The following is a 22,182-nucleotide window of genomic DNA, read 5'->3' on the forward strand; positions in this document are numbered from 1 at the left end:
TAAACTTTAGCTCCACAACATTAATCCAATAAGTTGGGGAAACATCAATGTTCCAGCAAGAAGTTACTATTACCGCTCCGAATGGTCTGCATACTCGCCCTGCCGCTCAGTTCGTTAAAGAAGCCAAAGGCTTCACGTCTGACATCACCGTGACCTCCAACGGCAAAAGCGCCAGCGCTAAAAGCCTGTTCAAACTGCAAACTCTGGGGCTGACTCAAGGGACCGTAGTGACCATCTCCGCTGAAGGTGAAGACGAGCAGAAAGCCGTTGAGCACTTGGTAAAACTGATGGCAGAGCTTGAGTAATCGGCCCGTCTTTTTAGTTAACACCAGTCAAGAGTAAGGTAGGGTTATGATTTCAGGCATTTTAGTATCACCGGGCATCGCTTTTGGTAAGGCTCTCTTGCTGAAAGAAGACGACATTGTCATCAACCGGAAAAAAATCTCTGCTGATCAAGTAGAGCAGGAAGTCTCGCGTTTTCTGGCCGGCCGCGCGAAAGCGTCCGAACAGCTGGAAGCGATCAAGACCAAAGCTGGCGAAACCTTCGGCGAAGAGAAGGAAGCTATCTTCGAAGGCCACATCATGTTGCTGGAAGACGAAGAGCTTGAGCAGGAAATCATAGCCCTAATCAAAGACGATCTGGCCTCCGCAGACGCCGCCGCCTACACCGTGATCGAAGGTCAGGCGAAAGCGCTGGAAGAGCTGGACGACGAATACCTCAAAGAGCGCGCCGCCGACGTGCGCGACATCGGTAAGCGCCTGCTGCAGAACATTCTGGGCATGCCGATCGTCGATCTGGGCTCCATTCAGGACGAAGTGATCCTGGTGGCCACCGATCTGACCCCGTCAGAGACCGCGCAGCTGAACCTGGACAAAGTGCTGGGCTTCATTACCGATCTCGGCGGCCGGACTTCCCACACCTCTATCATGGCGCGCTCCCTGGAGCTGCCGGCGATCGTCGGTACCAGCGACGTGACCAAGCAGGTGAAAAACGACGACTACCTGATTCTGGATGCGGTTAACAACAAAATTTACGTTAACCCGACCGCTGACGTTATCGATCAGCTGAAAGCCGCCCAGAACCAATACATCACCGAGAAAAACGATCTGGCCAAGCTGAAGGACCTGCCGGCGATTACGCTGGACGGCCATCAGGTTGAAGTCTGCGCCAACATCGGCACCGTGCGCGACGTCGCGGGTGCAGAGCGCAACGGCGCGGAAGGCGTCGGCCTGTATCGTACCGAGTTCCTGTTCATGGACCGCGACTCGCTGCCGACCGAAGACGAGCAGTTCCAGGCTTATAAAGCCGTGGCGGAAGCCATGGGCTCGCAGGCCGTGATCGTCCGTACCATGGACATCGGCGGCGACAAAGACCTGCCGTACATGAACCTGCCGAAGGAAGAGAACCCGTTCCTCGGCTGGCGCGCCATCCGCATCGCGATGGACCGCCGTGAAATCCTGCACGCCCAGCTGCGCGCCATCCTGCGCGCCTCGGCGTTCGGCAAACTGCGCATCATGTTCCCGATGATCATCTCCGTGGAAGAAGTGCGCGATCTGAAAGGCGAAATCGAGACGCTGAAAGCGCAGCTGCGCGAAGAAGGCAAGGCGTTTGACGAGAGCATCGAAGTGGGCGTGATGGTGGAAACACCGGCTGCGGCGGTCATTGCTCACCACCTGGCGAAAGAAGTCGACTTCTTTAGTATTGGGACAAACGATCTAACCCAGTATACTCTGGCGGTAGATCGCGGCAACGAGCTGATTTCTCATCTCTATAACCCGATGTCCCCATCAGTGCTTGGCCTGATCAAACAGGTTATTGATGCATCTCACGCGGAAGGCAAGTGGACCGGCATGTGCGGCGAACTAGCTGGCGATGAGCGTGCTACACTGTTGTTATTGGGCATGGGGCTGGATGAGTTCAGCATGAGTGCGATTTCAATCCCGCGCATCAAGAAAATTATTCGTAACACGAATTTCGAAGATGTGAAGGCGTTGGCAGCGCAGGCCTTGGCACAGCCAACGGCACAAGACCTGATGAATTGCGTCAATAAATTCATCGAAGAAAAAACGCTCTGCTAAACTTCCACGACACTGGAACGCCGCCCAATTTAATGCTTAGGAGAAGATCATGGGTTTGTTCGATAAACTGAAATCTCTGGTTTCTGATGACAAGAAAGACACGGGCACTATCGAGATCGTCGCTCCCCTTTCTGGCGAAATCGTCAATATCGAAGATGTGCCGGACGTAGTGTTCGCTGAAAAAATCGTTGGCGACGGTATCGCCATCAAACCGGCCGGCAACAAAATGGTTGCTCCGGTTGACGGCACCATCGGTAAGATTTTCGAAACCAACCATGCATTCTCTATCGAATCCGACAGCGGCATTGAGCTGTTCGTCCACTTCGGCATCGATACCGTAGAACTGAAAGGCGAAGGCTTCAAACGCATCGCCGAAGAAGGTCAGCGCGTCAAGAAAGGTGACGTGGTTATCGAGTTCAACCTGCCTCTGCTGGAAGAGAAAGCCAAGTCTACCCTGACGCCGGTCGTTATCTCCAACATGGACGAGATCAAAGAGCTGATCAAACTGTCCGGCAGCGTGACCGTTGGTGAAACCCCGATCATCCGCATCAAGAAGTAATCGCGAATGAGCAAGAAAAACGGCGCCCTCGGCGCCGTTTTTTTTTATCTCCTTCGTCGTATCCCGATTTCGCTACGTTATGACGGCCAGCGCGGGATACGCAGGGTAATGACCAGCCCCTCTTTATCGCCGTTGCGCGCCTCAACCTGGCCGCCGTGCGCCAGCACCACCTTGCGGGTGATCGCCAGCCCCAGGCCGTACCCCTTGCCCGACAGCGCTGACTTCACGCGCACGAACGGATCGAAAATGCTCGACAGCTTCGCCTCCTCGACTCCCGGCCCCTGATCGCTGACCGCGATCTGGAACTGGTTATCAACGCGCGTCAGCGCCACCGTCACCCGCTGGCCGTGGCTGGAAAAGCGCAGCGCATTACGCACGATGTTATCCACCGCTCGCCGCATCAGCTCCGCATTGCCCTTGACGGTGTACTCCACGTCCGACTCGGCCTGCAGCACGATATCCACGCCGGGCACCTGCGCCTCGTAGCGTGCATCGCTCACCACCGCATCCACCAGGCCGTACAGATCGAAATACTCCTCGTCCGGCAGGCTGCTGTGTTCGGCGCGCGACAGCGCCAGCAGCTCGCCGATCATCTTATCCAGCCGCCCCGACTCGTGTTCGATGCGCTTGAGCGAGGTTTCGACGTTGCCGGCATTCTGCCGCGCCAGGCCGATCGCCAGCTGCAGGCGCGCCAGCGGCGAACGCAGCTCGTGCGAAACGTCATGAAGTAACTGCTCGCGGGCGCTGACCAGCAGCTCCAGCCGCTCAGCCATGGTGTCGAAATCGCGCGCCACGTCGGACAGCTCGTCATGACGGCGGCGCATTTTCGGGAACAGCCGCACCGACAGATCGCCCTGCGCCACCCGATCCAGGCCACCGCGCAGCTGACGCATCGGCCGGGTCAGGTTCCAGGCCAGCACGGCGCTGAACAGCAAACCGCCCAGCCCGCCGACCCACAGCATCGGCGCAGGAATGTTGAAGAAATGGGAACGCCGCTCCGGCCGATACTCTTCCCGCAGCCCGCGCACGTTATAGCTCAGCCAGTATCCCTGCCCTTCCCCGGTCTGCACCCAGGCAGAGATTTCCTTCGGCATCCGCCGCCCTTCAAATACCGGTTCTTCCGGCGCGGGCGGCGGCGGTTGGGTCATCGGCGTCACCGACAGCAAACGCCTGTCGTCCTCGGGCCAATCGCGCATCAGGGCTTCCAGCGCCGGCATGCCGCCGCTGCGCAACTGGGTAGCCGCCGAGGTCAGCTGCAGGCCGATGACCCGCCGCGCCATAGCGTTCTCCGGCGGCACATAGCGGTCGCCATACAAAGAAAACGCCACCCACAGGGCCTGCGTCATGATGAGGAAGGTCAGCCAAAAGCCGAGCAAAATTTTCCAGAACAGTCTTCCGCGCATGTCAGGTTATCGAATGCGATAGCCGATGCTGCGCACCGTCTCGATGCTCAGCGTATTACCGGCCAGCGCGCTCAGCTTCTGGCGGATATTGCTGATATGCACGTCCACGCTGCGATCATAGGCCTCGCGCGGGCGCCCCAGCCCCTTCTCGGACAATTCATCCTTCGACACCACGCGATCCGGCGCGCGCAGCAACAGCTCCAGCAGATTGAATTCCGAAGCGGTCAGATCAAACGCCTTACCGCGCCATTCGCTGCTGCGGGTTGAAGGGTTCAGCGTCAGCTCGCCGAAGCTGATGGCGGCTTCGTCGTCCGCCTCCTGCGGCCGCTCTTCGAAACGGCGCAGCACCGCGCGCAGACGCGCCACCAATTCGCGCGGGTAGCAAGGTTTGGGCATGTAATCGTCGGCGCCCATCTCCAGGCCAATCACCCGATCGATGTTGTCGCCTTTGGCGGTCAGCATGATGATCGGCAGCCGGCTCTTTTTACGCACGTCGCGCAGCACGTCGATGCCGCTCATGTCCGGCAGCATGATATCGAGGATCATCGCGGTATAGTCGCCCGACAGCGCGCCCTCTACCCCCGCCTTGCCGGTCAGCACCAGCGTGGCGTCGAAGCCTTCGCCCGTCAGGTATTCGCTCAGCATGGTGCCAAGCTCCAGGTCATCGTCGACCAGTAAAATTTTCATGCCTTGCTCCTTCACCGATTTTCGTTATTTTCCCGCCAATTCCGCCGGCCCGCAGCCGGTTTTACTCAATCCTTACACATCGCGGTTCGCGTCTCGCCACCGTTATTGTGGCTGCTGTCGCGCGATTTCTCTACTTCTGTCAGGGTATTGGCGTGCAGACAGGCGCCGGCCATCGCGCAGGCGGGCCGGCTATGCGGTCGGTCAAAAGGGAAGTGAGAGGGAGTTTCCCGGCGAAACGCGCCGCCGGGAGGGCACATTCAGTCGAACACGCCGGTGGAGAGGTAACGGTCACCGCGATCGCAGACGATCGCCACCACGACGCTGCCGGGGTGGGCCGCCGCGACGCGCAGGGCGCCGGCTACCGCGCCGCCGGAGCTGACGCCGCAGAAAATGCCTTCACGCTGCGCCAGCTGGCGCATGGTCTGCTCAGCATCGCGCTGCTCGATATCCAGCACCTGATCCACCAGCTCCGGGCGGAAAATGCCCGGCAGGTAAGCGGGCGCCCAACGGCGAATGCCGGGGATGCTGCTGCCTTCTGCCGGCTGCAGGCCGATGATCTGCACCTGCGGATTCTGGCTCTTCAGGTAACCGCCCACGCCGGTAATGGTACCGGTGGTGCCCATGCTGGAAACGAAGTGCGTGATGCGTCCTTCGGTCTGGCGCCAAATCTCCGGGCCGGTGGTGGTGAAATGGGCGTAGGGATTGTCGAGATTGTTGAACTGATCCAGCACCTTGCCCTGCCCCTGACGCTGCATCTCCAGCGCCAGATCGCGCGCCCCTTCCATCCCCTGCTCACGGCTGACCAGGATCAGCTCGGCGCCGTACGCGCGCATCGCCGCCTGCCGCTCCAGGCTCATGTTCTCCGGCATCAACAGCTTCAGCGTATAGCCTTTGAGCGCGGCGATCATCGCCAGCGCAATGCCGGTATTGCCGCTGGTGGCCTCGATCAGCACGTCGCCGGGCTTGATCTCGCCGCGCAGCTCCGCCTGCTGGATCATCGCCAACGCAGCGCGATCCTTCACCGATCCCGCCGGGTTATTGCCTTCCAGTTTGACCCATACCTCGCTGCCCGCCTGGGCGGCCAGCCGTTGCAGTTGTACCAGCGGGGTGTTCCCGATGCATTGTTCGAGCGTTGTCACGATCTTTGCCTGTGTTGGTGTGCGTAAAGTAAAAAGGCAACCCGGGGGTTGCCTTGAAGAAAAGGGCAGCTAAAACCTATCAGGCGCTTTTGGCTAACGCAACAGGTTGCAGCAGTTGATCGCCGGCATACAGCCGCGCATTGAGGCTGCCGACGTAATAACGGCCGCCGCGCACCGGGGTTGGATTGCCTTCCGGCAACACCACGCCGATCGGTTCCTGATGCCAGCCGATCGGCTGCACCGTCAGCTGCCAGAAGTGGCCACGCGGGCTGACTTCCAACACCTGCACCGGCAGCGGGCAACGCTCGCTGCTTTCGGTCGCCACTTCCATTTCCCACGGACGCAGGAACAGATCGACGCTGCCCTGGTGCATCGGCTGGAACGACAGCGGCCACTGGTGCGCGCCGACGAACAGCTGGGAGCCGCGAATTTCGCCGTTCAGGCGGTTCACTTCCCCCATGAATTCCAGCACGAAGCGGCTGGCCGGTTCGCGCATAATCTCTTCCGGCGACCCGACCTGTTCGATATTGCCCTGGCTCATCACCACGATGCGGTCGGCCACTTCCATCGCCTCTTCCTGATCGTGGGTGACGAACACGCTGGTGAACTTCAGCTCTTCGTGCAGCTGACGCAGCCAGCGGCGCAGCTCTTTGCGCACCTGCGCATCCAGCGCGCCGAACGGTTCGTCCAGCAGCAGAATTTGCGGCTCCACCGCCAGGGCGCGCGCCAACGCCACGCGCTGTTTCTGGCCGCCGGACAGCTGAGACGGATAGCGGTTGGCCAGGTGGCCCAGCTGCACCATTTCCAGCAGCTGGGTGACTTTCTGTTTGATCGCCGCGGCGTTCGGCCGCTCGCGGCGCGGCAGCACGGTCAGGCCGAAGGCGATGTTGTCGAACACCGTCATGTGGCGGAACAGCGCATAGTGCTGAAACACGAAGCCCACGCGCCTGTCTCGCGCATGCATGTGGCTGACGTCGGTGCCGTGGAAGCCCAGCTTGCCGCCGCTCTGGCTTTCCAGCCCGGCGATGATCCGCAGCAGCGTGGTCTTGCCGGAACCGGACGGCCCGAGCAGCGCCACCATCTCGCCGGAAGCAATATCGAGCGAGATATCGTTCAATACCTTGGTGCGACCGAAGTACTTGTTGATGCCGTTAATCTCAATGCTCATGATTTTCCTCCCGCTCGAGACGCGCGTTTTGACGTTCCAGACGCCACTGCAGCGCACTCTTCAAAAATAGGGTAACGATCGCCATCAGGGTCAACAGGGCGGCGGCGGTAAAGGAGCCGACGGTGTTGTAATCCTGCTGCAACAGCTCGACCTGCAGCGGCAGGCTGTAGGTTTCGCCGCGAATCGAACCGGACACCACCGACACTGCGCCGAACTCGCCGATGGCGCGCGCGTTGGTCAGCACCACGCCGTACAGCAGCGCCCAGCGAATGTTGGGCAGCGTCACGCGGCGGAACATTTGCCAGCCGGACGCCCCCAGCAGAATCGCGGCCTCGTCTTCCTGGCTGCCCTGGCTGAGCATCATCGGCACCAGCTCGCGCACCACGAAGGGGCAGGTAACGAAAATGGTCACCAGCACCATGCCCGGCCAGGAGAACATGATCTGGATGTTATGCGCATCCAGCCAGCCGCCCAGCAGGCCATTGCTGCCGTAAAACAGCAGGTAAATCAGCCCCGCCACCACCGGTGAAACGGCGAACGGGATATCGATCAGCGTCAGCAGCAGCTGGCGGCCGGGGAAGGTGAAGCGCGTCACCAGCCACGCCAGCAACGTGCCGAACACCAGGTTGAACGGCACGGTGATCAGCGCGATCAAGACCGTCAGCCAAATGGCGTGCAGCATGTCCGGATCGAGCAAGTTGCTCCACATCGCGCCGAACCCTTTGGAAAAGGCCTCGGCGAAAATCGACATCATCGGCACCACCAGCAGCAGCACCGAGAACAGCGTGCCGATGGCGATCAGCGTCCACTTGCCCCAGTTGACGCGCGGGCGCTCGGCGCCGTTGAAGGCGGAAACATCGGCCATCAGTGCCCTCCTCCCAAACGTCTGCCGAAGCGGCTTTGCAATACGTTAATGCTGAACAGCAGCAGCAGCGACGCCGCCAGGATCACCGAGGCGATGGCGCTGGCCGCCGGATAATCGAACTCCTGCAAACGCACGAAAATCATCAGCGAGGTCACTTCCGTCTTCCAGGCGATGTTGCCGGCGATGAAAATCACCGCGCCGAACTCGCCCAGGCTGCGGGTAAAGGAGATGGCGGTGCCGGCCAGCAATGCCGGTGCCACCTCGGGCAACACCACGCGGCGGAAACTCTGCCAGCGCGTAGCGCCCAGCGTCTCGGCCGCCTCTTCGTATTCCGGCCCCAGCTCTTCCAGAACCGGCTGCACGGTGCGCACCACAAACGGCAGGCTGGTGAACGCCATCGCTACCGCGATCCCAAGCCAGGTAAAGGTGACCTTGATGTCGAAGTGCGCCAGCCACTGACCGTACCAGCCAGTGGTGGAAAACAGCCCCGCCAGCGTCAGGCCGGCCACTGCGGTCGGCAGTGCGAACGGCAGATCGATCAGGCCGTCCAGCAGCGAACGGCCGGGAAAACGGTAGCGCGTCAGGATCCAGGCCATCAGCATGCCGAACACCGCGTTGAACAGGCTGGCGACGCCGGCCGCCAGCAGCGTCACTTTATACGCCGCCACCACCTGCGGGTTGGAAATCACTTCCCAGTATTGCGCCAGGCTCATCTGTGCCAGCTGCATCACCAGCGCGGTGAGCGGCAACAGCAGGATCAAACAGGTATAAAACAGGCTGCTGCCGAGGCTGAGGCCAAATCCGGGCAGCACCCGCTTACTGGACGACAACGCCAACATTTACTTGCGCCCTGCCGCTAACAGCTGATCCAGCTCGCCGCCGGTGGCGAAGTGGGTTTTCATCACCTGCGGCCAGCCGCCGAACTGGTCTTCCACGCGGAACAGTTGGGTGTCCGGGAATTGCCCCTTCGCCGCCGCCATCGCTTTCTGGTCATACACGCGGTAGTAGAAGCTGGTGATCACCTGCTGCGCCGCCGGGCTGTAGAGATAGTTCAGATAGGCTTTGGCCGCCTGTTCGGTACCGTTGCGCTCGACGTTTTTGTCGACCCAGGCCACCGGGAACTCCGCCAGAATATCGACCGGCGGCACGATCACTTCGTACTTGTCCTCACCGTACTGCTTGCGGATGTTGTTCACTTCGGACTCGAAGCTGATCAGCACGTCGCCCAAGCCGCGCTCGACGAAGGTGGTGGTCGCGCCGCGGCCGCCGGTATCAAACACCAGCACGTTTTTCAGGAAGCGGGTCATGAAAGCGCGGGTCTTGGCCGGATCGTTGCCGTCGGCCTGATTGGCGGCGCCCCAGGCGGCCAGATAGGTGTAACGGCCGTTACCGGAGGTTTTCGGGTTCGGGAACACCAGCTTCACGTCGTCGCGCACCAGATCGTTCCAGGTGTGGATGCCCTTCGGGTTGTCCTTGCGCACCAGAAACGCCATGGTGGAATAGAACGGCGAGCTGTTGTTCGGCAGGCGCGCCTGCCAGTCCGCCGGGATCAGCTGCCCGCGATCGTGCAGGATCTGCACGTCGGTCACCTGGTTGTACGTCACCACGTCGGCGCGCAGGCCCTGCAGGATCGCCAGCGCCTGCTTGGAGGAACCGGCGTGCGATTGTTTGATGGTCAGCTTGTCGTTCGGATGCTGTTGATTCCACTGCTGTTCAAAGCCGGGATTCAGCGCGACGAACAATTCACGGGAAACGTCATAAGAGCTGTTCAGCAATTCCGCCGCCGACGCGGCGCCGCTCGCCAACAGCGCAGCCGCCAGCCAACCTTTCAGCACGAGATTTTTAACCCGGTTTTGTTTCATTCTGCACCTTATCACTGAGTCATTCCTTCAGGCTTTCGCCTTATTGACGACCAGTGTATTTATAACTCGGTGCGGAGCTGTAACGCTTTTATATACCGTTTAGTGATTTACAAGCATCAAACGCTATAAGGCAGGGAATGCGAGGCGTTTTCGGGGCGGGAAAACGGGCCGAAGCCGGGCGCGCCGGCTTCGGCAACGGCGTCAAAGTGACAGCAGGCGCGTCAGCGATGGCGCAAAGTAGTAGCTGCCGGTAACCGCACGGCTGAAACGCAGCATCGCGTCGCGTTTGCCGTCCAGATCGCCGAACATGCTCAGCAGCTGCTGCTCGATATTGTGCAGGCGTGCGCAATAGGCGATGAAGAACAGGCCATGCTTGCCGCTGGCGGTGCCATAAGGCAGGCTCTGGCGCAGAATTTTCAGGCCCTTGCCGTTCTCTTTCAGATCGACGCGGCTGACGTGCGAGGTATCCGGGCGCTGATCGGCCGGCAGCTCTTCGCTGTCGCGCTTGGTGCGACCGATGATCTGCTCCTGCTGTTCGGTGGTAAAACGCTGCCACTGGCGCAGGTTGTGCTCGTAGCGCTGCACCAGCACGTAGCTGCCGCCTGCGTCCTCTTCGCCTTCGGCGATCGTCGCCACTGCCGGGCGCTGCTCGCCCTGCGGGTTTTCGGTACCGTCGATGAAACCGCTCAGATCGCGCTCTTCCACCCAGCGGAAACCGTGGGTTTCTTCTTCAATCTTGATGGCGTTGCCGAACGCCGCCAGTGCCGCCTGCGCCAGCGTGAAGTTGACGTCGTGACGCAGCGACTGAATGTGGAGCAGCATATCGCGCTGGGTGGCCGGTGCCAGCCCTTTGCCGAGCGGCGTGAACGGCTTCAGCTCTTTCGCGCCCTGGCCGTTGGAAAGATCGTGCCAAACGTCATAGCCGAAAGCGATCACCGCGCCGAGGCGCGCATCGGGAAACTGCTGCTGCAGCTCGCTCAGCGTCTGACAAAACTGTTTGCAGCCCTGGCGCAAGTCGGCGAATTCGCCCTGTACGGTGGCTTCCATAAAAATGGCGAAACGGCAGTGCTCCAGCAGAATGCCGCTCTGAACCTGTGTCATGTTGTTATCCTCAATACCAGAATCCGGCAACAGGTAAGGTATGGCGGTTGACGCGCGGGTTCCCTGTTACAAACGCGCGCTATCATACCGCAAGCACGGTCGATTGCCTTGCAGCAGCGCAAAGAAAATAGGGGTAATGGCTTGAAAAGGCAGGCGCCGTGAACCGGCGCCCGTTGAACATATTACTGCTGCGGCTTGGCGTGCCAGATGATTTTGCTGACCGTCCAGCTTTTCAGGGTGTCGTCCGGCGGAATGATATCCTGCGCACCGGCCCACTTGCCGCTGAAGATATAGGTAACGTACTTGCTCTGCTCCGCCACGCACTCCACTTTGCCGGCGTCTTCGCCGCTGCCCGGTTTACAGGAGCCAAACGCCTTGCTGTACATATCGCCGAACGGCGTGCCGAGCTTGTTGCCCCACTCCGTCGCCACTTTCTGATCCATTACGTCTACCCGCTGCACGTGCCCTTTCGGCTCGCCGGTGATCACCAGCTTCACTTCGTCGCCGGACAGCGCCTGGTAATAAGAGACGATCTGGCCGTTGCTGGTCGCCATGCCGCCGCGCAGGCGGTAGTTGCCGTCCAGCCCGTCGTTGATGGCGCTTTCCGACATCGGCGTGCCGGCGTTGAGCTTGCCGACGCCCTTGGCGCCGACCTCCAGACTGCTGCCGAACCAGTTGAACGGCGACAGGCTGGACCAGGAGAAATTGGACATGCTCGAACAGCCGGTCAGTAACAGCGGAAGCCCTAACAACAGGGGGCGAATATTCATCTCTAGCTCCTTAAACATCAATGGCACGGGGCGGTAATCCGCCCCTGCCGCACTCGGCGTTTTGCTGCGTGCCAGCCTCTCACAACGGCCCGCACTACGCCAACGGTTGCCAGCTTGGAGTGCGGAAAATGCGAAAAGTGCCGCACTTCTCGGCAATTAGTCGGCGTGCTCCGCCGGCGCAAAACAGGCTTTCAGGCGCGCATTCAACAGCAGATAGCTCAGCGCCAGCGCATCGAGCAGCGCCAACGCCAGCTCCAGCCCCGGCGCATCGCCGTCCTGGCGCCACAGGCTGAACAGCGAGCCGCCGAGCGACGCCAGCACGGAGATAATCAGCCCCCAACGCCAGCCGCGCCACAGCCGCGGCCATTGGTGACGGCGGCCGCTCAGCAAAAACGCCAGCGCCGCCGGCAGGCCGAGCAGCATGCCGTACCAAAAGCGTTGGGTATCCGGATAAAACAGCGCCAGCAAGCTTTCACCCTGCTCACGCGAAGCGCCGGCCATCACGAACAGCAGCCAGGTGCGCGCCTGCAGTATCAGCACGGCCCAAAATCCCAGCGGCAGCCGCAGCGCGCCGTGCTGGTCGTAATCGTCCGGGGAAAACCGGGGTGAGAATGGCTTCAACGATCGTTCCTTGCCAACAGAATAAAGACTATGGCTACAGATGGGCGCCGGCGATGGGAATTTCAATGCGTCGGCTTAAGAAGCTCTTAAGATCGGCGTGTTTTAATCCTTATCACTGAGCAAGCAACCCGATATCAGCGGGATGTGATTTTCGATAACGATAAGGAAGCGCAACATGAAAAAACTGACTCTGGCCGCTCTGATCGCGCTGTGCAGCGCACCGGTACTGGCGCAACAAGGCGGGTTCCTCGATCCGGCCGCGCCGCAGGCCCAAACGCAAACCACCGCACAAGGCGGTTTCTCCGGCCCCAGCGCGGCGCTGACCACCGTGGACAAGGTGAAATCGATGAGCGACGACACCTGGGTGATGCTGCAGGGCAACATCGAGCAGCGCATCGGCGACGAAACCTATACCTTCCGCGACACCACCGGCACCCTGACGGTCGATATCGACCGCAAACGCTGGAACGGCCAAACCGTTACGCCGAAAGACAAGGTGCAGTTGGAAGGCAAAGTGGATAAAGACTGGAGCAGCGTCGAAGTGGACGTGAAAACCGTCAAAAAGCTGCCGTAATGCACTGCGGCGGGCGGTGCAACGCCGCCGCCCGCCGCTCGATCAATATTCCTGATCTTCGATCAGCCGCTTGCCCAGGCTGGTGATACCCTGGATCTCGTAGCCGAGCTTCTCGTACATCTCGACCACCGTGTCGTTGTCTTCGCGCACCATAATCTGGATCTTCGGGCAGCCGCGGGCGATCAACTTCTTCTCCAGACGATTGATCAACGCATTGGCGATGCCACGCCCGCGATAGTCGGGATGCACCCCGAGGTAATACGCCGAGCCGCGGTGGCCGTCATAACCGCCCATCACCGAACCGACCACTTCGCCGCCGACTTCCGCCACCAGGAACAGCTCCGGATCGTGGTTCAGCTTGCGCTCGATGTCCATTTCCGGATCGTTCCAGGGCCGCAGCAGATCGCAGCGCTCCCACAGGGTAATGACCTCTTCAAAGTCGTCTTGTCGAAATACGCGAATTTCCATCGATGTTGGCCGCTGTTAATTAAGGTGTTTATCTGATTATCGCGTGATTATTCACTTACGCAATATCAAACTGCGATTTACCGCGCTATTTGCCCAGAAATCGCCGGTAACAGGCGTAATAAATGGAAATAGTTATCGGGTCGATTAATGATTATCAATACGATATAACGTCGCAAAATAGAAACGTCGATGGAGCGTTGCGTAATGAAAAAGCAGGGTAAACAATTCCTCAATTTTAAGCCGCTTGCCGTTTCTCCGACGCGACGCCAACTTTTGCTTTCCGGCCTGGCGGTAGCGCTGTTCGGCGTGAAAAACCATAGCGCCAGGGCGGAAGGCCTGCTGCGCAATCAGCACAGCAAACCGGCGGCGAAACCGGCCGGCGGCAAAAAGCTGGTGATGATCGATCCCGGCCACGGCGGCATCGACTCCGGCGCGGTCGGCCACGAAGGCTCGCAGGAAAAACACATCGTGCTGGAAATCGCCAACCACGTGCGCCGTTTTCTGCATGAGCATGACCACGTCGAGGCGCGCCTGACGCGCGAAGAAGACGAATTCATTCCGCTGTTCCAGCGGGTGGAGATCGCCCACCAGCACCAGGCCGACCTGTTCATTTCGATTCACGCCGACGGCTTTACCAGCCCATCGGCCTCCGGCGCTTCGGTGTTCGCCCTCTCCAACCGCGGCGCCAGCAGCGCCATGGCGCGCTACCTGTCCAACCGCGAAAACGCCGCCGACGACGTGGCGGGCGGCAAGTACAAGGATCAGGACAACTACCTGCAACAGGTGCTGTTCGATCTGGTGCAAACCGACACCATCAACAACAGCCTGACGCTCGGCCGCCACGTGCTCGGCCAGATCCGCCCGGTACACCACCTGCACAGCGACAGCACCGAACAGGCGGCGTTCGCGGTGTTAAAATCCCCGTCCATTCCCTCGGTGCTGGTGGAAACCTCGTTCATCACCAACCCGAACGAAGAGCGGCTGCTGGGCACCACCGCGTTTCGCGAGAAAATAGCCCGCGCCATCGCGGACGGCATCGTCAACTTCTTCGACTACTTCGACGCCCACCAACGCAAACCCCGCTGATGCCGCGGGCGGCGAATAAGAGTATACTCAGCGCCTTGTTCAGCCAGACGCTATAAAGACCCCGCATGAGTTTACCTAACATCGCTGAAGTAAAATCCTTCCTGCTGGCGCTGCAGGATCATATCTGCGCGCAGCTCGCCCAGGCCGACGGCGGCGCCGTGTTCACCGAAGACCAATGGACGCGTGAAGAAGGCGGCGGTGGCCGCAGCCGCGTGCTGACCAACGGCGCGGTGTTCGAACAGGCGGGGGTCAACTTCTCGCACGTCTCCGGCGCCACCCTGCCGGCCTCGGCCACCGCGCACCGTCCGGAACTGGCCGGGCGCAGCTTCCAGGCGATGGGCGTCTCGTTGGTTATCCATCCGCTCAGCCCTTATGTGCCCACCAGCCACGCCAACGTGCGTTTCTTCATCGCCGAAAAGCCGGGCGAAGCGCCGGTGTGGTGGTTCGGCGGCGGCTTTGATCTGACGCCGTTCTACGGCTTCGAAGAGGATGCCGTGCACTGGCACCGCACCGCGGCCGAACTGTGTGCGCCGTTCGGCGACGAGGTCTACCCGAAATACAAGCAATGGTGCGACGATTACTTCTTCATCAAGCATCGCAACGAAGCACGCGGCATCGGCGGCCTGTTCTACGACGATCTGAACACCCCGGACTTCGACCACTGCTTCGCTTTCACCCGCGCGGTGGGCCAGGGCTTCCTCGACGCCTATCTGCCGATCGTCGAAAAACGCAAGGCCTTGAGCTGGGGCGAGCGCGAGCGCCAGTTCCAGCTGTACCGTCGCGGCCGCTACGTGGAGTTCAACCTGGTGTGGGATCGCGGCACGCTGTTCGGGCTGCAAACCGGCGGGCGCACCGAGTCCATTCTGATGTCGATGCCGCCGCTGGTGCGTTGGGAATATAACTACCAGCCGGAAGGCGACAGCCCGGAAGCGGCGCTGGCGCGCGATTTCCTGCCGGTGCGCGACTGGCTGCAGGAGCCGAAATGATGCAGATTTGGGTCGATGCGGACGCCTGTCCGAACGTGATCAAAGAGGTGCTGTTCCGCGCCGCCGATCGTACCGCCATCACCGTGACGCTGGTGGCGAACCAGCCATTGCGCACACCGCCGTCGAAGTACATTCGTTCATTGCAAGTCGCGGCCGGCTTCGACGTGGCCGACAACGAGATCGTGCGCCGCTGCGAAGCGGGCGATCTGGTGATCACCGCCGATATCCCGCTGGCGGCGGAGGTGATAGAGAAAGGCGCGGTGGCGCTGAACCCGCGCGGCGAACGCTATACGCCGGACACCATCCGCGAGCGCCTCAACATGCGCGATTTTATGGATACCCTGCGCGCCAGCGGCATTCAGACCGGCGGCCCGAACGCCCTGAACCAGCGCGACCGCCAACAGTTCGCCAACGAGCTGGACAAATGGCTGCTGCAGGCGAAACGGGCGCAGTGACTGCGCCCTGCTCCGCTGCGGTTTAGAAGCGCACCTCCCCGCCGAAGATATAGGTGCGTCCACGGGCAGTGTTGGTCGGCGTCTCATACTGCGACTGCGACGGCAGCGAGTTCATCTTGTTCAGCGCGTCCGAGTAGTCTTTGTCCATCAGGTTTTGCACGCTGAGCTTTAGCAGCAGATTGCGATTCACCTGATAGGTGCCGTACAGATCGATAATGGTCGGAATATGCGGCGCCGGCTCTTTCAGCAACTGCTCATTCTCATCGTAATCAGAGTCCGGCGACAGGCGCACCGATTTGCCGGTGTATTTCACTACCCCGCCCAGCGTCAGTTTCTCGTCCAGCAAGCGTACCCCGCTGTCCAGCGTGAAGTAGAATTCCGGCAGTTCGCTGACATCGCCCGCGCCGAACACGTTGCTAGCCTGGTTGGTCGGCTGGGAGGTATGCTCCTTGCTTAACGACAGCTTGGTGAAGGCGAAACCGGCGTCGTACAGCGCTTCGAGCTCCACCCCGCGCATTTTGACCGGTTCGGGGGCGTTACTGTACATGGTCATGCTGACGTTGACGTCCGCGTTATCCCACTCTTCCTGCGTCGCCTGCGAGCGGTTGCACTTCTGGCGGTTTTTACACACCAGGTAGGTTTGGCTGGATATGTAGTTTTTGATTCTGGTTTCGAAATAGACCGCTTTCAGCTGGAAACTGTCCTGCTTGAACAACAGATCGTGGGCATTGGCATTGAAACCGCCCTGCCAGGTCTCCGCTTTTTCGCCCTTCAGGAACGGGTTCATCGACTGGCCGCCGCTGTTGGCGAAGAACACCTCCTGGATATTCGGCCCGCGCATCGACTTGCTGTAGCTGACGAACGGCTGCAGCCACGGCGTCACCTGCGCCGACAGCATGACCGACGGGTTGAAGCCGTGTTCGTTGCGGTTGATATTGCCGGCACCCTGCGGGAAGCACTCCACGCGCTCGTCACAGGCTGGCTTATAGCCGGAGAGGCGATAGGCGGTGTAGTTCAGATCGAAATTCCCCTGCCAGATGCCGTAGTTGGCCTGCAACCCGCTATACAGGCTGGAAATATCTTGCTTGCCCGACATTCCCACCGGCATGCTTTCCGCCTGATTGTCATCCGTCACCAAACCGGAGGCCTTTTTCTTATACTCGTTGCGCACCAGTTTACCGCCGTAGCTGAAGGCGAAATCGACATCCTGCAGGCTGAAACGGCTGGTGTTGTTGATATCCAGCGCATCAGAGATGTTTTTCGCCGTGCTGTCGCTAAAGCCCGCCATGTTGTTGGACATGAATTTCTGCTCACCCCGGCTGGTGCTGGCGGTCAGGTTGAAATCGATCAGTTCCGAGAACGGCGCGTAGTGATACTTAAGGTAAAAATCGTCGCTGTCGATGTGGCGGCGGGTGATTTTATTCTGGTAGCTGCGCGCCGACAGTTCGATGCTGTTAAAGGCATCCGGCTTGATGTCCACCTTGAACAGCTGGGATTTCGGGTTCTGGCGGTAGGTTTTATCGACGTTGAACACCTCGCTGTCGAAACCGGCGCCGTTTTTGTAGTTGGAGGTGATGGAACTGCCGCTGATCGCCGCCATCGCCCCCAGGCTGCCGCCGTCGGCAAAGGCGGCGGTTTTGGCGCCCACGGCGATCATGCCGCTGCGGCCGATGCCGTTATTGCCCACCGAGAATTTGGTGCGCACGCCGAACGGGTTATCGGAAAACACCACGTCGTCCACGCCGATAGTGCGGAAGTTGGCGCTACCCGCCAGAGCGTTCACCCCAGCGGAGCCGGTGGCATTGCCGCGCGCCACGTCGACGCCGACGATAAAGTTAGGATCGATCAGCGCCCCGAACTGGCTGGTGGGCAATCCCCCGTGCGCTGCGTCGCTCGGCGAGTTGCCGTAGTAGTTTTGCGTGATGCCGTCGACCATGGTGTTGACCCGGCCAAAGCCGCTCAGGCCGCGGATATTGACGCTGACCGAACCCTGGCCGGGATCGATCTGGGTATAGGTGCCCGGCATACTGCGCAGAATGCTGTCCACCGACTCCAGATTCTTGTTTTCATCGCGCGAGCTGAACGCGCCTGGCCTCGCCAACGCGTCTTTTTCGCTGCTTTTGCCGCTGTCGGCGGCCGAGACGTTGAGCGGGCTGAACGCCACGCTGCCTTTATTATTTTCCGCCTGTTCCTGCGCGGCCGCAGCCGGCCCGTACAGCGCCAGTCCCGCGCCGATCAGGCTCGCTATCATTTTGATTTTCATATATCCCCAGAAATAGCCAATAAGGTTTGATGGCCGACAATGCCCAGCAAAAAGCCCGCTGAAAGCGCGGTAAAAGGTTGTTATTGTTTTATTGCGCCGCAGCGTGCTGCGGCGCTAAAGGTTATTTCTGCGCCTGCCGGTCCGCCGCCAGAATAAAGGCGTACTCCAGCGCGCCGTTTTCCAGCCGCGCCAGGCGGCCCGATTTGCCGCCGTGGCCGGCGGTCATGTCGGTGGAGAGCAGCAGCAGCGAATCGCCCTGCTTGAAGCGCCGCAGCTTCGCCACCCATTTGGCCGGCTCCCAATACTGCACCTGGGAGTCGTACAAGCCGCTGGTAACCAGCAGGTTCGGGTAACGCTGCTTGCGCACGTTGTCGTACGGGCTGTAGGACTTCATCAGCGCATAGGCGGCCGGCTGGTGCGGGTTGCCCCACTCCTCGTATTCCCCGGTGGTCAGCGGAATGCTGTCGTCCAGCATGGTGGTCACCACGTCGACGAACGGCACCTGCGCCACCACCGCGTTGTACAGCTGCGGCGCCTGATTGATCACCGCCCCCATCAGCAAGCCGCCGGCGCTGCCGCCCATGGCGTAGATGCGCCCCGGCTGGCCGTAGCCGTCTTTGATCAGCGCCTGGGTGGCATCGATGAAGTCGTTGAAGCTGTTCGGTTTATGCGTCAGCTTGCCCTGTTTGTACCAGCTCTGCCCCAGCTCGCCGCCGCCGCGCACGTGGATCAGCGCATAGACGAAGCCGCGATCCAGCAGGCTGATGCGGTTGGCGCTGAACGCCGGATCCATGCTCATGCCGTAAGCGCCGTAGCCGTACACCAGCAGCGGGTTATGCCCGTTTTTGAACAGCGATGTGCGGTACACCAGCGAGACCGGCACCTTCACGCCGTCGCGCGCCGTGACCCAGATGCGCTCGCTGTGATACAGGCTCGGATCGACGCCTTTCACCTCCTGCTGCTTCAGCAGGGTGCGCTCGCCCTTGTCCAGATCCCACTCATAGGTGCGGGTCGGCGTGGTCATCGCCGAATAGCCGTAGCGCAACCGATCGCTGTCCGGCTCCGGGTTATAGCCCAGCCAGGCCATGTAGCTGGCGTCATCGAACGGGATGGTGCGCTCGGTTTTACCGTCCCAGCTGATTTGCCGCAGCTGCACCAGCCCGTTGGCGCGCTCCTGCACCACCAGCCAGTCGCGGAACAGGCTGAAGCTCTCCACCTCGTGCTGCGCCTGCGGCGCGATCAGCGTCTGCCAGGGTTTGCCCGCCGCCGCCGTGCGGTACAGGCCAAAGTTCGGATCCTGATGGTTAGAACGCAGGTAGAACTCGCCGCGGTAGTGATCGAGGTAATACTCGCGGCCGTTCTGCCGGGCGGCGAACAGCTGCGGCTCGCGCTGCGGCTGGTTGGCGTCGATCAGGCGCACCTCGGAGGTGGTGTTACCGCTGATGGTCAGAATCAGGTAATCGCGCGAGGACGAGCGGCCGAGGCTGAGGTAGAACGCCGGATCGTTTTCCTGGTACACCAGCTTATCTTCCGCCGTCGGCGTACCGTACTGATGGCGATAAACCTGGTATGGCAACAGCGTTTGCGGGTGGTTGCGCACGTAGAACAGGGTTTGGTTGTCGTTGGCCCACACCATGTTGCCGGAGGTGTTTTCCAGCGTTTCCGGCGACCAGCGTTCGCTGCCTATCTCACGCAGGGAGATGCGGTATTGGCGGCGGCCCTGCAGATCTTCGGCCACCGCCAGCCGGCGGTTGTCCTGGCTGACGTCCATCGCCCCCAGGCGATAGTAGGCGTGGCCGGCCGCGCGCTGATTGGCGTCCAGCAAGGTTTGCCACGGCGCGTCGGCGGTGAGCGCCTGGCGCTGATACAGCGCGAAATCTTTACCGGCGGCGTAGCTTTCCTGATAGCGATAGCCGTTGAGTTGATACGGCACCGAACGATCGTCAGGGTTCATGCGGCCCAGCATCTCCTGATACAGCGTGGCGCGCAGCTTCTGGTACGGCGCCATCATCTGCTCGGTGTAGCGGTTCTCCGCCTTCAGGTAGTCCAGCACCTTCGGCTCTTTTCGGCTGTCGTCGCGCAGCCAGTAGTAATCGTCGGTGCGCGTCTCGCCGTGCGCCGTCAGCGCTTTCGGCGCGCGTTCCGCCAATGGCGGCTGCGGTTGCGCCAGCGCGGCGCCGGCGATACCTAAAGAAAGCCAGAGCGCGGCCGCGATGCGACGGCGCGGGGTGAATAACAGCGGATTCATAATCCCTCACGAAGTTTGAAGAGGCGCACGACGGCGATGCGGCGCCTGCGGGCATTAACGGCGGGCATTCAGCTCCGCCAGATTGAAATCGATCGGCATCGTCACCTTGACGGCTCCCTGCTGCAGCATCTCCGGCGGCGGCGGCGGCAACGGCTGGGCGCGTGACACCACCGCCACCGCTTCCCGATCCAGCGACGCGGTGCCGGAACGCACCTGCAGCATGACGTTCGAGACCCGCCCCTGCGCGTCGACGCTGAAGCTGACCTGCGGCATGCCGCTGCGCCGGCGGCTGCGGGCATCCAAAGGATAATCCTTGATGCGGTTCAGTTTGCCTTTCACCAGGCTCTCCCACGACAGTTTGGCCTGCGCGTTGCTGTTGGCGTCGCTGTTGATCGGTGCGGCGGTCTGATGGGAAAGCGTCTGCGCCTGCGGCGCGGCGGCGCTGGACGCGGCGGCATTGCGCGTCTCTTTGGCCTGTTCCTGCGGCTTCGGCTGCGATTTTTGCGGGGGGCGGTGTTCGGCGCGCTTCTTCTGCGCCGTCACGATTTTCGCATTCTCGGCGCGCGCCAGCTTGGGCAGATCCGGCTGTTGCTGCTGCTCCGCAGGCTGCGCCGCGGCGGATTCCGCCTGCTGCACGCCCAGCGGCAGCGGCTTGCTTTCCGGCGCTTCAATCTGCGCCGCCCAGCTCATCATCACCGCCGGCGGTGGCAGTACCACCGGCTCCAGCGCCGTCTGCGGCCAGTAAAACAGCAGCACCAACGCCGCGTGCGCCGCCAGGGCGAGCAGCAGGCCGCGCGCCCAGCGCGGCTGCGGCAGTTCAAAGGCCGGGAGGGAGTAAGACTGACTTAACATAGGGGCATTAGCTTGCTTAATTGCGAATGATTGCAGATCACATTTACTAATGATAATCATTTGCAACTATAATTAACACCCCTTTTCACTGTCTTAACGTATTCATTTCACTGATGGTGTGATCCACAGGTAGTCTGCGGTGTTCGCATCGACCTGTACGCCCGGCTCCGCCAACATCAGCACCGTCGGCGCCGCCGCCGGTTGCAGATCCCGCACGTGCAGCGGCACCCCCACCGATTTGGCGGCGTGATAGCCACCGGCGATCAGCAGCGCGGGCGTCGGCGCCGCCAGCAGACGTTCCGCCATGCGCCGGTCGCGCTGCTGCTGGATCGCCAACATCGCCTGCAGCTGGTCGGCCTCAATCTGGCCGCCGTGCGAAGTGCGGATGGTCTCTTCCAGCGCCTTGCGCACCGCCGGCTGCGCCGATAGCTGCCCCGCCGGGAACTGTGGCTGCTGATAGAACGCCGTAATCTCGCTGCGATCCAGGTTGGCCGACCACAGCGGGTAAGGCGCGCGCATCGCCGCCATCGTCACCCCGCCATACAGCTCCCACTTCCAGCCCGGCTGCCAGGCGATCAGCTCCGCTACGCGGCCGTCACGCACCGTGGGATCGCTCTGCAACCACTGCTTGACCTTGTCGACCTGCGCCTGTTGGTTCGGGTTGATCATCTCCATCAGCACGCTGCCCTGCGGCCGCCGCAGCGGCAGCTGCTGCACCAGCCATTGCTCAATCTGATGGTGGTAAGGATTATCATGCTTCTCCCCCAGGATCACCCGCGGCTGCTGCGCCAGCCGCGTCAACAGCTGCTCAGGCGTCAGGGTCGCGCCGCTGTGCAGATCGGTGATGCTCCCCAAACTCGCGACGTCGTTGGCCGGCGCCTTCACCGGCGCCTGGCTGCAGGCGCCGAGCGCCAACGCCGCCAATAAAATCAGGTATCTCATCATGTTGCCCCATTATCGAAAATGGCGACATTATAGATAATAATTATCATTTGC

General features: G+C 61.0%; 22 protein-coding genes. 7 read left to right on the top strand and 15 right to left on the bottom strand.

Annotated features, from left to right (window positions below; translation table 11 throughout):
- Positions 1 to 47 precede the first annotated feature (47 nt).
- Genes ptsH through crr form a run of 3 tightly spaced genes read left to right on the top strand, consistent with a single transcriptional unit; the run spans position 48 to position 2,638 of the window.
- Entirely contained in the window at positions 48 to 305 is a 258-nt protein-coding gene (ptsH, locus tag V8N38_RS18345; RefSeq protein ID WP_004936458.1) for a phosphocarrier protein Hpr, read from the top strand.
- 46 nt (positions 306 to 351) lie between these two features.
- Positions 352 to 2,079, top strand: coding sequence for a phosphoenolpyruvate-protein phosphotransferase PtsI (gene ptsI / locus V8N38_RS18350; protein ID WP_015378671.1), 1,728 nt, complete (start codon positions 352 to 354; stop codon positions 2,077 to 2,079).
- 49 nt (positions 2,080 to 2,128) lie between these two features.
- Positions 2,129 to 2,638, top strand: coding sequence for a PTS glucose transporter subunit IIA (crr, locus tag V8N38_RS18355; protein WP_004936467.1), 510 nt, complete (start codon positions 2,129 to 2,131; stop codon positions 2,636 to 2,638).
- A 77-nt stretch (positions 2,639 to 2,715) separates the two neighbouring features.
- Here crr and V8N38_RS18360 read toward each other — a convergent pair whose 3' ends face one another.
- The 10 genes from V8N38_RS18360 to V8N38_RS18405 form a co-directional block, all read right to left on the bottom strand.
- Complete coding sequence (locus V8N38_RS18360; RefSeq protein WP_060419835.1) at positions 2,716 to 4,041, bottom strand: ATP-binding protein; 1,326 nt, start codon at positions 4,039 to 4,041, stop codon at positions 2,716 to 2,718.
- A 6-nt stretch (positions 4,042 to 4,047) separates the two neighbouring features.
- Positions 4,048 to 4,728, bottom strand: a complete 681-nt coding sequence (locus tag V8N38_RS18365) for a response regulator transcription factor (RefSeq protein WP_038881296.1) — start codon at positions 4,726 to 4,728, stop codon at positions 4,048 to 4,050.
- Between the two features lie 257 nt (positions 4,729 to 4,985).
- Positions 4,986 to 5,867: a cysteine synthase CysM gene (gene cysM / locus V8N38_RS18370; RefSeq protein WP_033638551.1), complete on the bottom strand. Its 882-nt coding sequence runs from the start codon at positions 5,865 to 5,867 to the stop codon at positions 4,986 to 4,988.
- A 79-nt stretch (positions 5,868 to 5,946) separates the two neighbouring features.
- A complete protein-coding gene (gene cysA / locus V8N38_RS18375; RefSeq protein ID WP_049198410.1) occupies positions 5,947 to 7,035 on the bottom strand; it encodes a sulfate/thiosulfate ABC transporter ATP-binding protein CysA in 1,089 nt (362 codons plus the stop codon).
- Positions 7,025 to 7,900: a sulfate/thiosulfate ABC transporter permease CysW gene (cysW, locus tag V8N38_RS18380; RefSeq protein WP_025303787.1), complete on the bottom strand. Its 876-nt coding sequence runs from the start codon at positions 7,898 to 7,900 to the stop codon at positions 7,025 to 7,027. Before cysW ends, cysA begins: the two co-directional genes overlap by 11 nt.
- Entirely contained in the window at positions 7,900 to 8,739 is an 840-nt protein-coding gene (gene cysT, locus V8N38_RS18385; protein ID WP_019453852.1) for a sulfate/thiosulfate ABC transporter permease CysT, read from the bottom strand. The genes cysW and cysT overlap by 1 nt, the downstream gene beginning before the upstream one ends.
- Positions 8,740 to 9,762, bottom strand: a complete 1,023-nt coding sequence (locus V8N38_RS18390; RefSeq protein WP_047730138.1) for a sulfate ABC transporter substrate-binding protein — start codon at positions 9,760 to 9,762, stop codon at positions 8,740 to 8,742.
- Between the two features lie 201 nt (positions 9,763 to 9,963).
- Positions 9,964 to 10,863, bottom strand: coding sequence for a Dyp-type peroxidase (locus tag V8N38_RS18395; protein ID WP_147840455.1), 900 nt, complete (start codon positions 10,861 to 10,863; stop codon positions 9,964 to 9,966).
- A 182-nt stretch (positions 10,864 to 11,045) separates the two neighbouring features.
- Positions 11,046 to 11,633: an RpoE-regulated lipoprotein gene (locus tag V8N38_RS18400; protein WP_038881279.1), complete on the bottom strand. Its 588-nt coding sequence runs from the start codon at positions 11,631 to 11,633 to the stop codon at positions 11,046 to 11,048.
- Positions 11,634 to 11,789: 156 nt separating this feature from the next.
- The gene (locus V8N38_RS18405; protein ID WP_060439267.1) at positions 11,790 to 12,254 is read right to left on the bottom strand and encodes a DUF2919 domain-containing protein; all 465 of its coding nucleotides are present in this window, start codon (positions 12,252 to 12,254) and stop codon (positions 11,790 to 11,792) included.
- A 175-nt stretch (positions 12,255 to 12,429) separates the two neighbouring features.
- Between V8N38_RS18405 and V8N38_RS18410 the strand changes: the two genes are divergently transcribed.
- On the top strand, positions 12,430 to 12,828 hold the full coding sequence (locus tag V8N38_RS18410; protein WP_147840456.1) for a YgiW/YdeI family stress tolerance OB fold protein: 399 nt from the start codon (positions 12,430 to 12,432) through the stop codon (positions 12,826 to 12,828).
- 42 nt (positions 12,829 to 12,870) lie between these two features.
- Here the strand turns inward: V8N38_RS18410 and V8N38_RS18415 are convergent, their stop codons facing one another.
- A complete protein-coding gene (locus V8N38_RS18415; protein ID WP_004936504.1) occupies positions 12,871 to 13,296 on the bottom strand; it encodes a GNAT family acetyltransferase in 426 nt (141 codons plus the stop codon).
- Between the two features lie 204 nt (positions 13,297 to 13,500).
- Between V8N38_RS18415 and amiA the strand changes: the two genes are divergently transcribed.
- The 3 genes from amiA to V8N38_RS18430 all read left to right on the top strand — a co-directional run bounded on the left by amiA (position 13,501) and on the right by V8N38_RS18430 (position 15,823).
- Complete coding sequence (gene amiA, locus V8N38_RS18420) at positions 13,501 to 14,382, top strand: N-acetylmuramoyl-L-alanine amidase AmiA (RefSeq protein ID WP_070914520.1); 882 nt, start codon at positions 13,501 to 13,503, stop codon at positions 14,380 to 14,382.
- Between the two features lie 65 nt (positions 14,383 to 14,447).
- Entirely contained in the window at positions 14,448 to 15,368 is a 921-nt protein-coding gene (hemF, locus tag V8N38_RS18425) for an oxygen-dependent coproporphyrinogen oxidase (protein ID WP_060419818.1), read from the top strand.
- Positions 15,368 to 15,823 carry a YaiI/YqxD family protein gene (locus V8N38_RS18430; protein ID WP_004936514.1) on the top strand — a complete coding sequence of 152 codons (456 nt, stop codon included), beginning with the start codon at positions 15,368 to 15,370 and terminating at the stop codon, positions 15,821 to 15,823. The genes hemF and V8N38_RS18430 overlap by 1 nt, the downstream gene beginning before the upstream one ends.
- A 22-nt stretch (positions 15,824 to 15,845) precedes the next feature.
- Here the strand turns inward: V8N38_RS18430 and V8N38_RS18435 are convergent, their stop codons facing one another.
- From V8N38_RS18435 to V8N38_RS18450, 4 genes are all read right to left on the bottom strand, one after another.
- The gene (locus V8N38_RS18435) at positions 15,846 to 18,086 is read right to left on the bottom strand and encodes a TonB-dependent receptor domain-containing protein (protein ID WP_060419815.1); all 2,241 of its coding nucleotides are present in this window, start codon (positions 18,084 to 18,086) and stop codon (positions 15,846 to 15,848) included.
- A gap of 121 nt (positions 18,087 to 18,207) precedes the next feature.
- Positions 18,208 to 20,334: a S9 family peptidase gene (locus V8N38_RS18440; RefSeq protein WP_147840457.1), complete on the bottom strand. Its 2,127-nt coding sequence runs from the start codon at positions 20,332 to 20,334 to the stop codon at positions 18,208 to 18,210.
- 54 nt (positions 20,335 to 20,388) lie between these two features.
- Positions 20,389 to 21,186, bottom strand: a complete 798-nt coding sequence (locus tag V8N38_RS18445; protein WP_070914519.1) for an energy transducer TonB — start codon at positions 21,184 to 21,186, stop codon at positions 20,389 to 20,391.
- A 102-nt stretch (positions 21,187 to 21,288) separates the two neighbouring features.
- Entirely contained in the window at positions 21,289 to 22,128 is an 840-nt protein-coding gene (locus V8N38_RS18450) for a ChaN family lipoprotein (RefSeq protein WP_047571061.1), read from the bottom strand.
- Positions 22,129 to 22,182 lie beyond the last annotated feature (54 nt).

It is taken from the genome of Serratia nevei, from assembly GCF_037948395.1.
In the GTDB taxonomy this organism is placed as follows: domain Bacteria; phylum Pseudomonadota; class Gammaproteobacteria; order Enterobacterales; family Enterobacteriaceae; genus Serratia; species Serratia nevei.

Bases quoted from the DNA above. Each gene is read 5' to 3' on its own strand.
- V8N38_RS18445 (WP_070914519.1), bottom strand. From the start codon at position 21,186: ATGTTAAGTCAGTCTTACTCCCTCCCGGCCTTTGAACTGCCGCAGCCG.
- hemF (WP_060419818.1), top strand. From the start codon at position 14,448: ATGAGTTTACCTAACATCGCTGAAGTAAAATCCTTCCTGCTGGCGCTG.
- cysA (WP_049198410.1), bottom strand. From the start codon at position 7,035: ATGAGCATTGAGATTAACGGCATCAACAAGTACTTCGGTCGCACCAAG.
- V8N38_RS18390 (WP_047730138.1), bottom strand. From the start codon at position 9,762: ATGAAACAAAACCGGGTTAAAAATCTCGTGCTGAAAGGTTGGCTGGCG.
- V8N38_RS18415 (WP_004936504.1), bottom strand. From the start codon at position 13,296: ATGGAAATTCGCGTATTTCGACAAGACGACTTTGAAGAGGTCATTACC.
- V8N38_RS18440 (WP_147840457.1), bottom strand. From the start codon at position 20,334: ATGAATCCGCTGTTATTCACCCCGCGCCGTCGCATCGCGGCCGCGCTC.
- V8N38_RS18395 (WP_147840455.1), bottom strand. From the start codon at position 10,863: ATGACACAGGTTCAGAGCGGCATTCTGCTGGAGCACTGCCGTTTCGCC.
- crr (WP_004936467.1), top strand. From the start codon at position 2,129: ATGGGTTTGTTCGATAAACTGAAATCTCTGGTTTCTGATGACAAGAAA.
- V8N38_RS18365 (WP_038881296.1), bottom strand. From the start codon at position 4,728: ATGAAAATTTTACTGGTCGACGATGACCTGGAGCTTGGCACCATGCTG.
- ptsI (WP_015378671.1), top strand. From the start codon at position 352: ATGATTTCAGGCATTTTAGTATCACCGGGCATCGCTTTTGGTAAGGCT.
- amiA (WP_070914520.1), top strand. From the start codon at position 13,501: ATGAAAAAGCAGGGTAAACAATTCCTCAATTTTAAGCCGCTTGCCGTT.
- V8N38_RS18435 (WP_060419815.1), bottom strand. From the start codon at position 18,086: ATGAAAATCAAAATGATAGCGAGCCTGATCGGCGCGGGACTGGCGCTG.
- V8N38_RS18450 (WP_047571061.1), bottom strand. From the start codon at position 22,128: ATGAGATACCTGATTTTATTGGCGGCGTTGGCGCTCGGCGCCTGCAGC.
- V8N38_RS18430 (WP_004936514.1), top strand. From the start codon at position 15,368: ATGCAGATTTGGGTCGATGCGGACGCCTGTCCGAACGTGATCAAAGAG.
- V8N38_RS18360 (WP_060419835.1), bottom strand. From the start codon at position 4,041: ATGCGCGGAAGACTGTTCTGGAAAATTTTGCTCGGCTTTTGGCTGACC.
- cysW (WP_025303787.1), bottom strand. From the start codon at position 7,900: ATGGCCGATGTTTCCGCCTTCAACGGCGCCGAGCGCCCGCGCGTCAAC.
- cysT (WP_019453852.1), bottom strand. From the start codon at position 8,739: ATGTTGGCGTTGTCGTCCAGTAAGCGGGTGCTGCCCGGATTTGGCCTC.
- ptsH (WP_004936458.1), top strand. From the start codon at position 48: ATGTTCCAGCAAGAAGTTACTATTACCGCTCCGAATGGTCTGCATACT.
- V8N38_RS18410 (WP_147840456.1), top strand. From the start codon at position 12,430: ATGAAAAAACTGACTCTGGCCGCTCTGATCGCGCTGTGCAGCGCACCG.
- V8N38_RS18400 (WP_038881279.1), bottom strand. From the start codon at position 11,633: ATGAATATTCGCCCCCTGTTGTTAGGGCTTCCGCTGTTACTGACCGGC.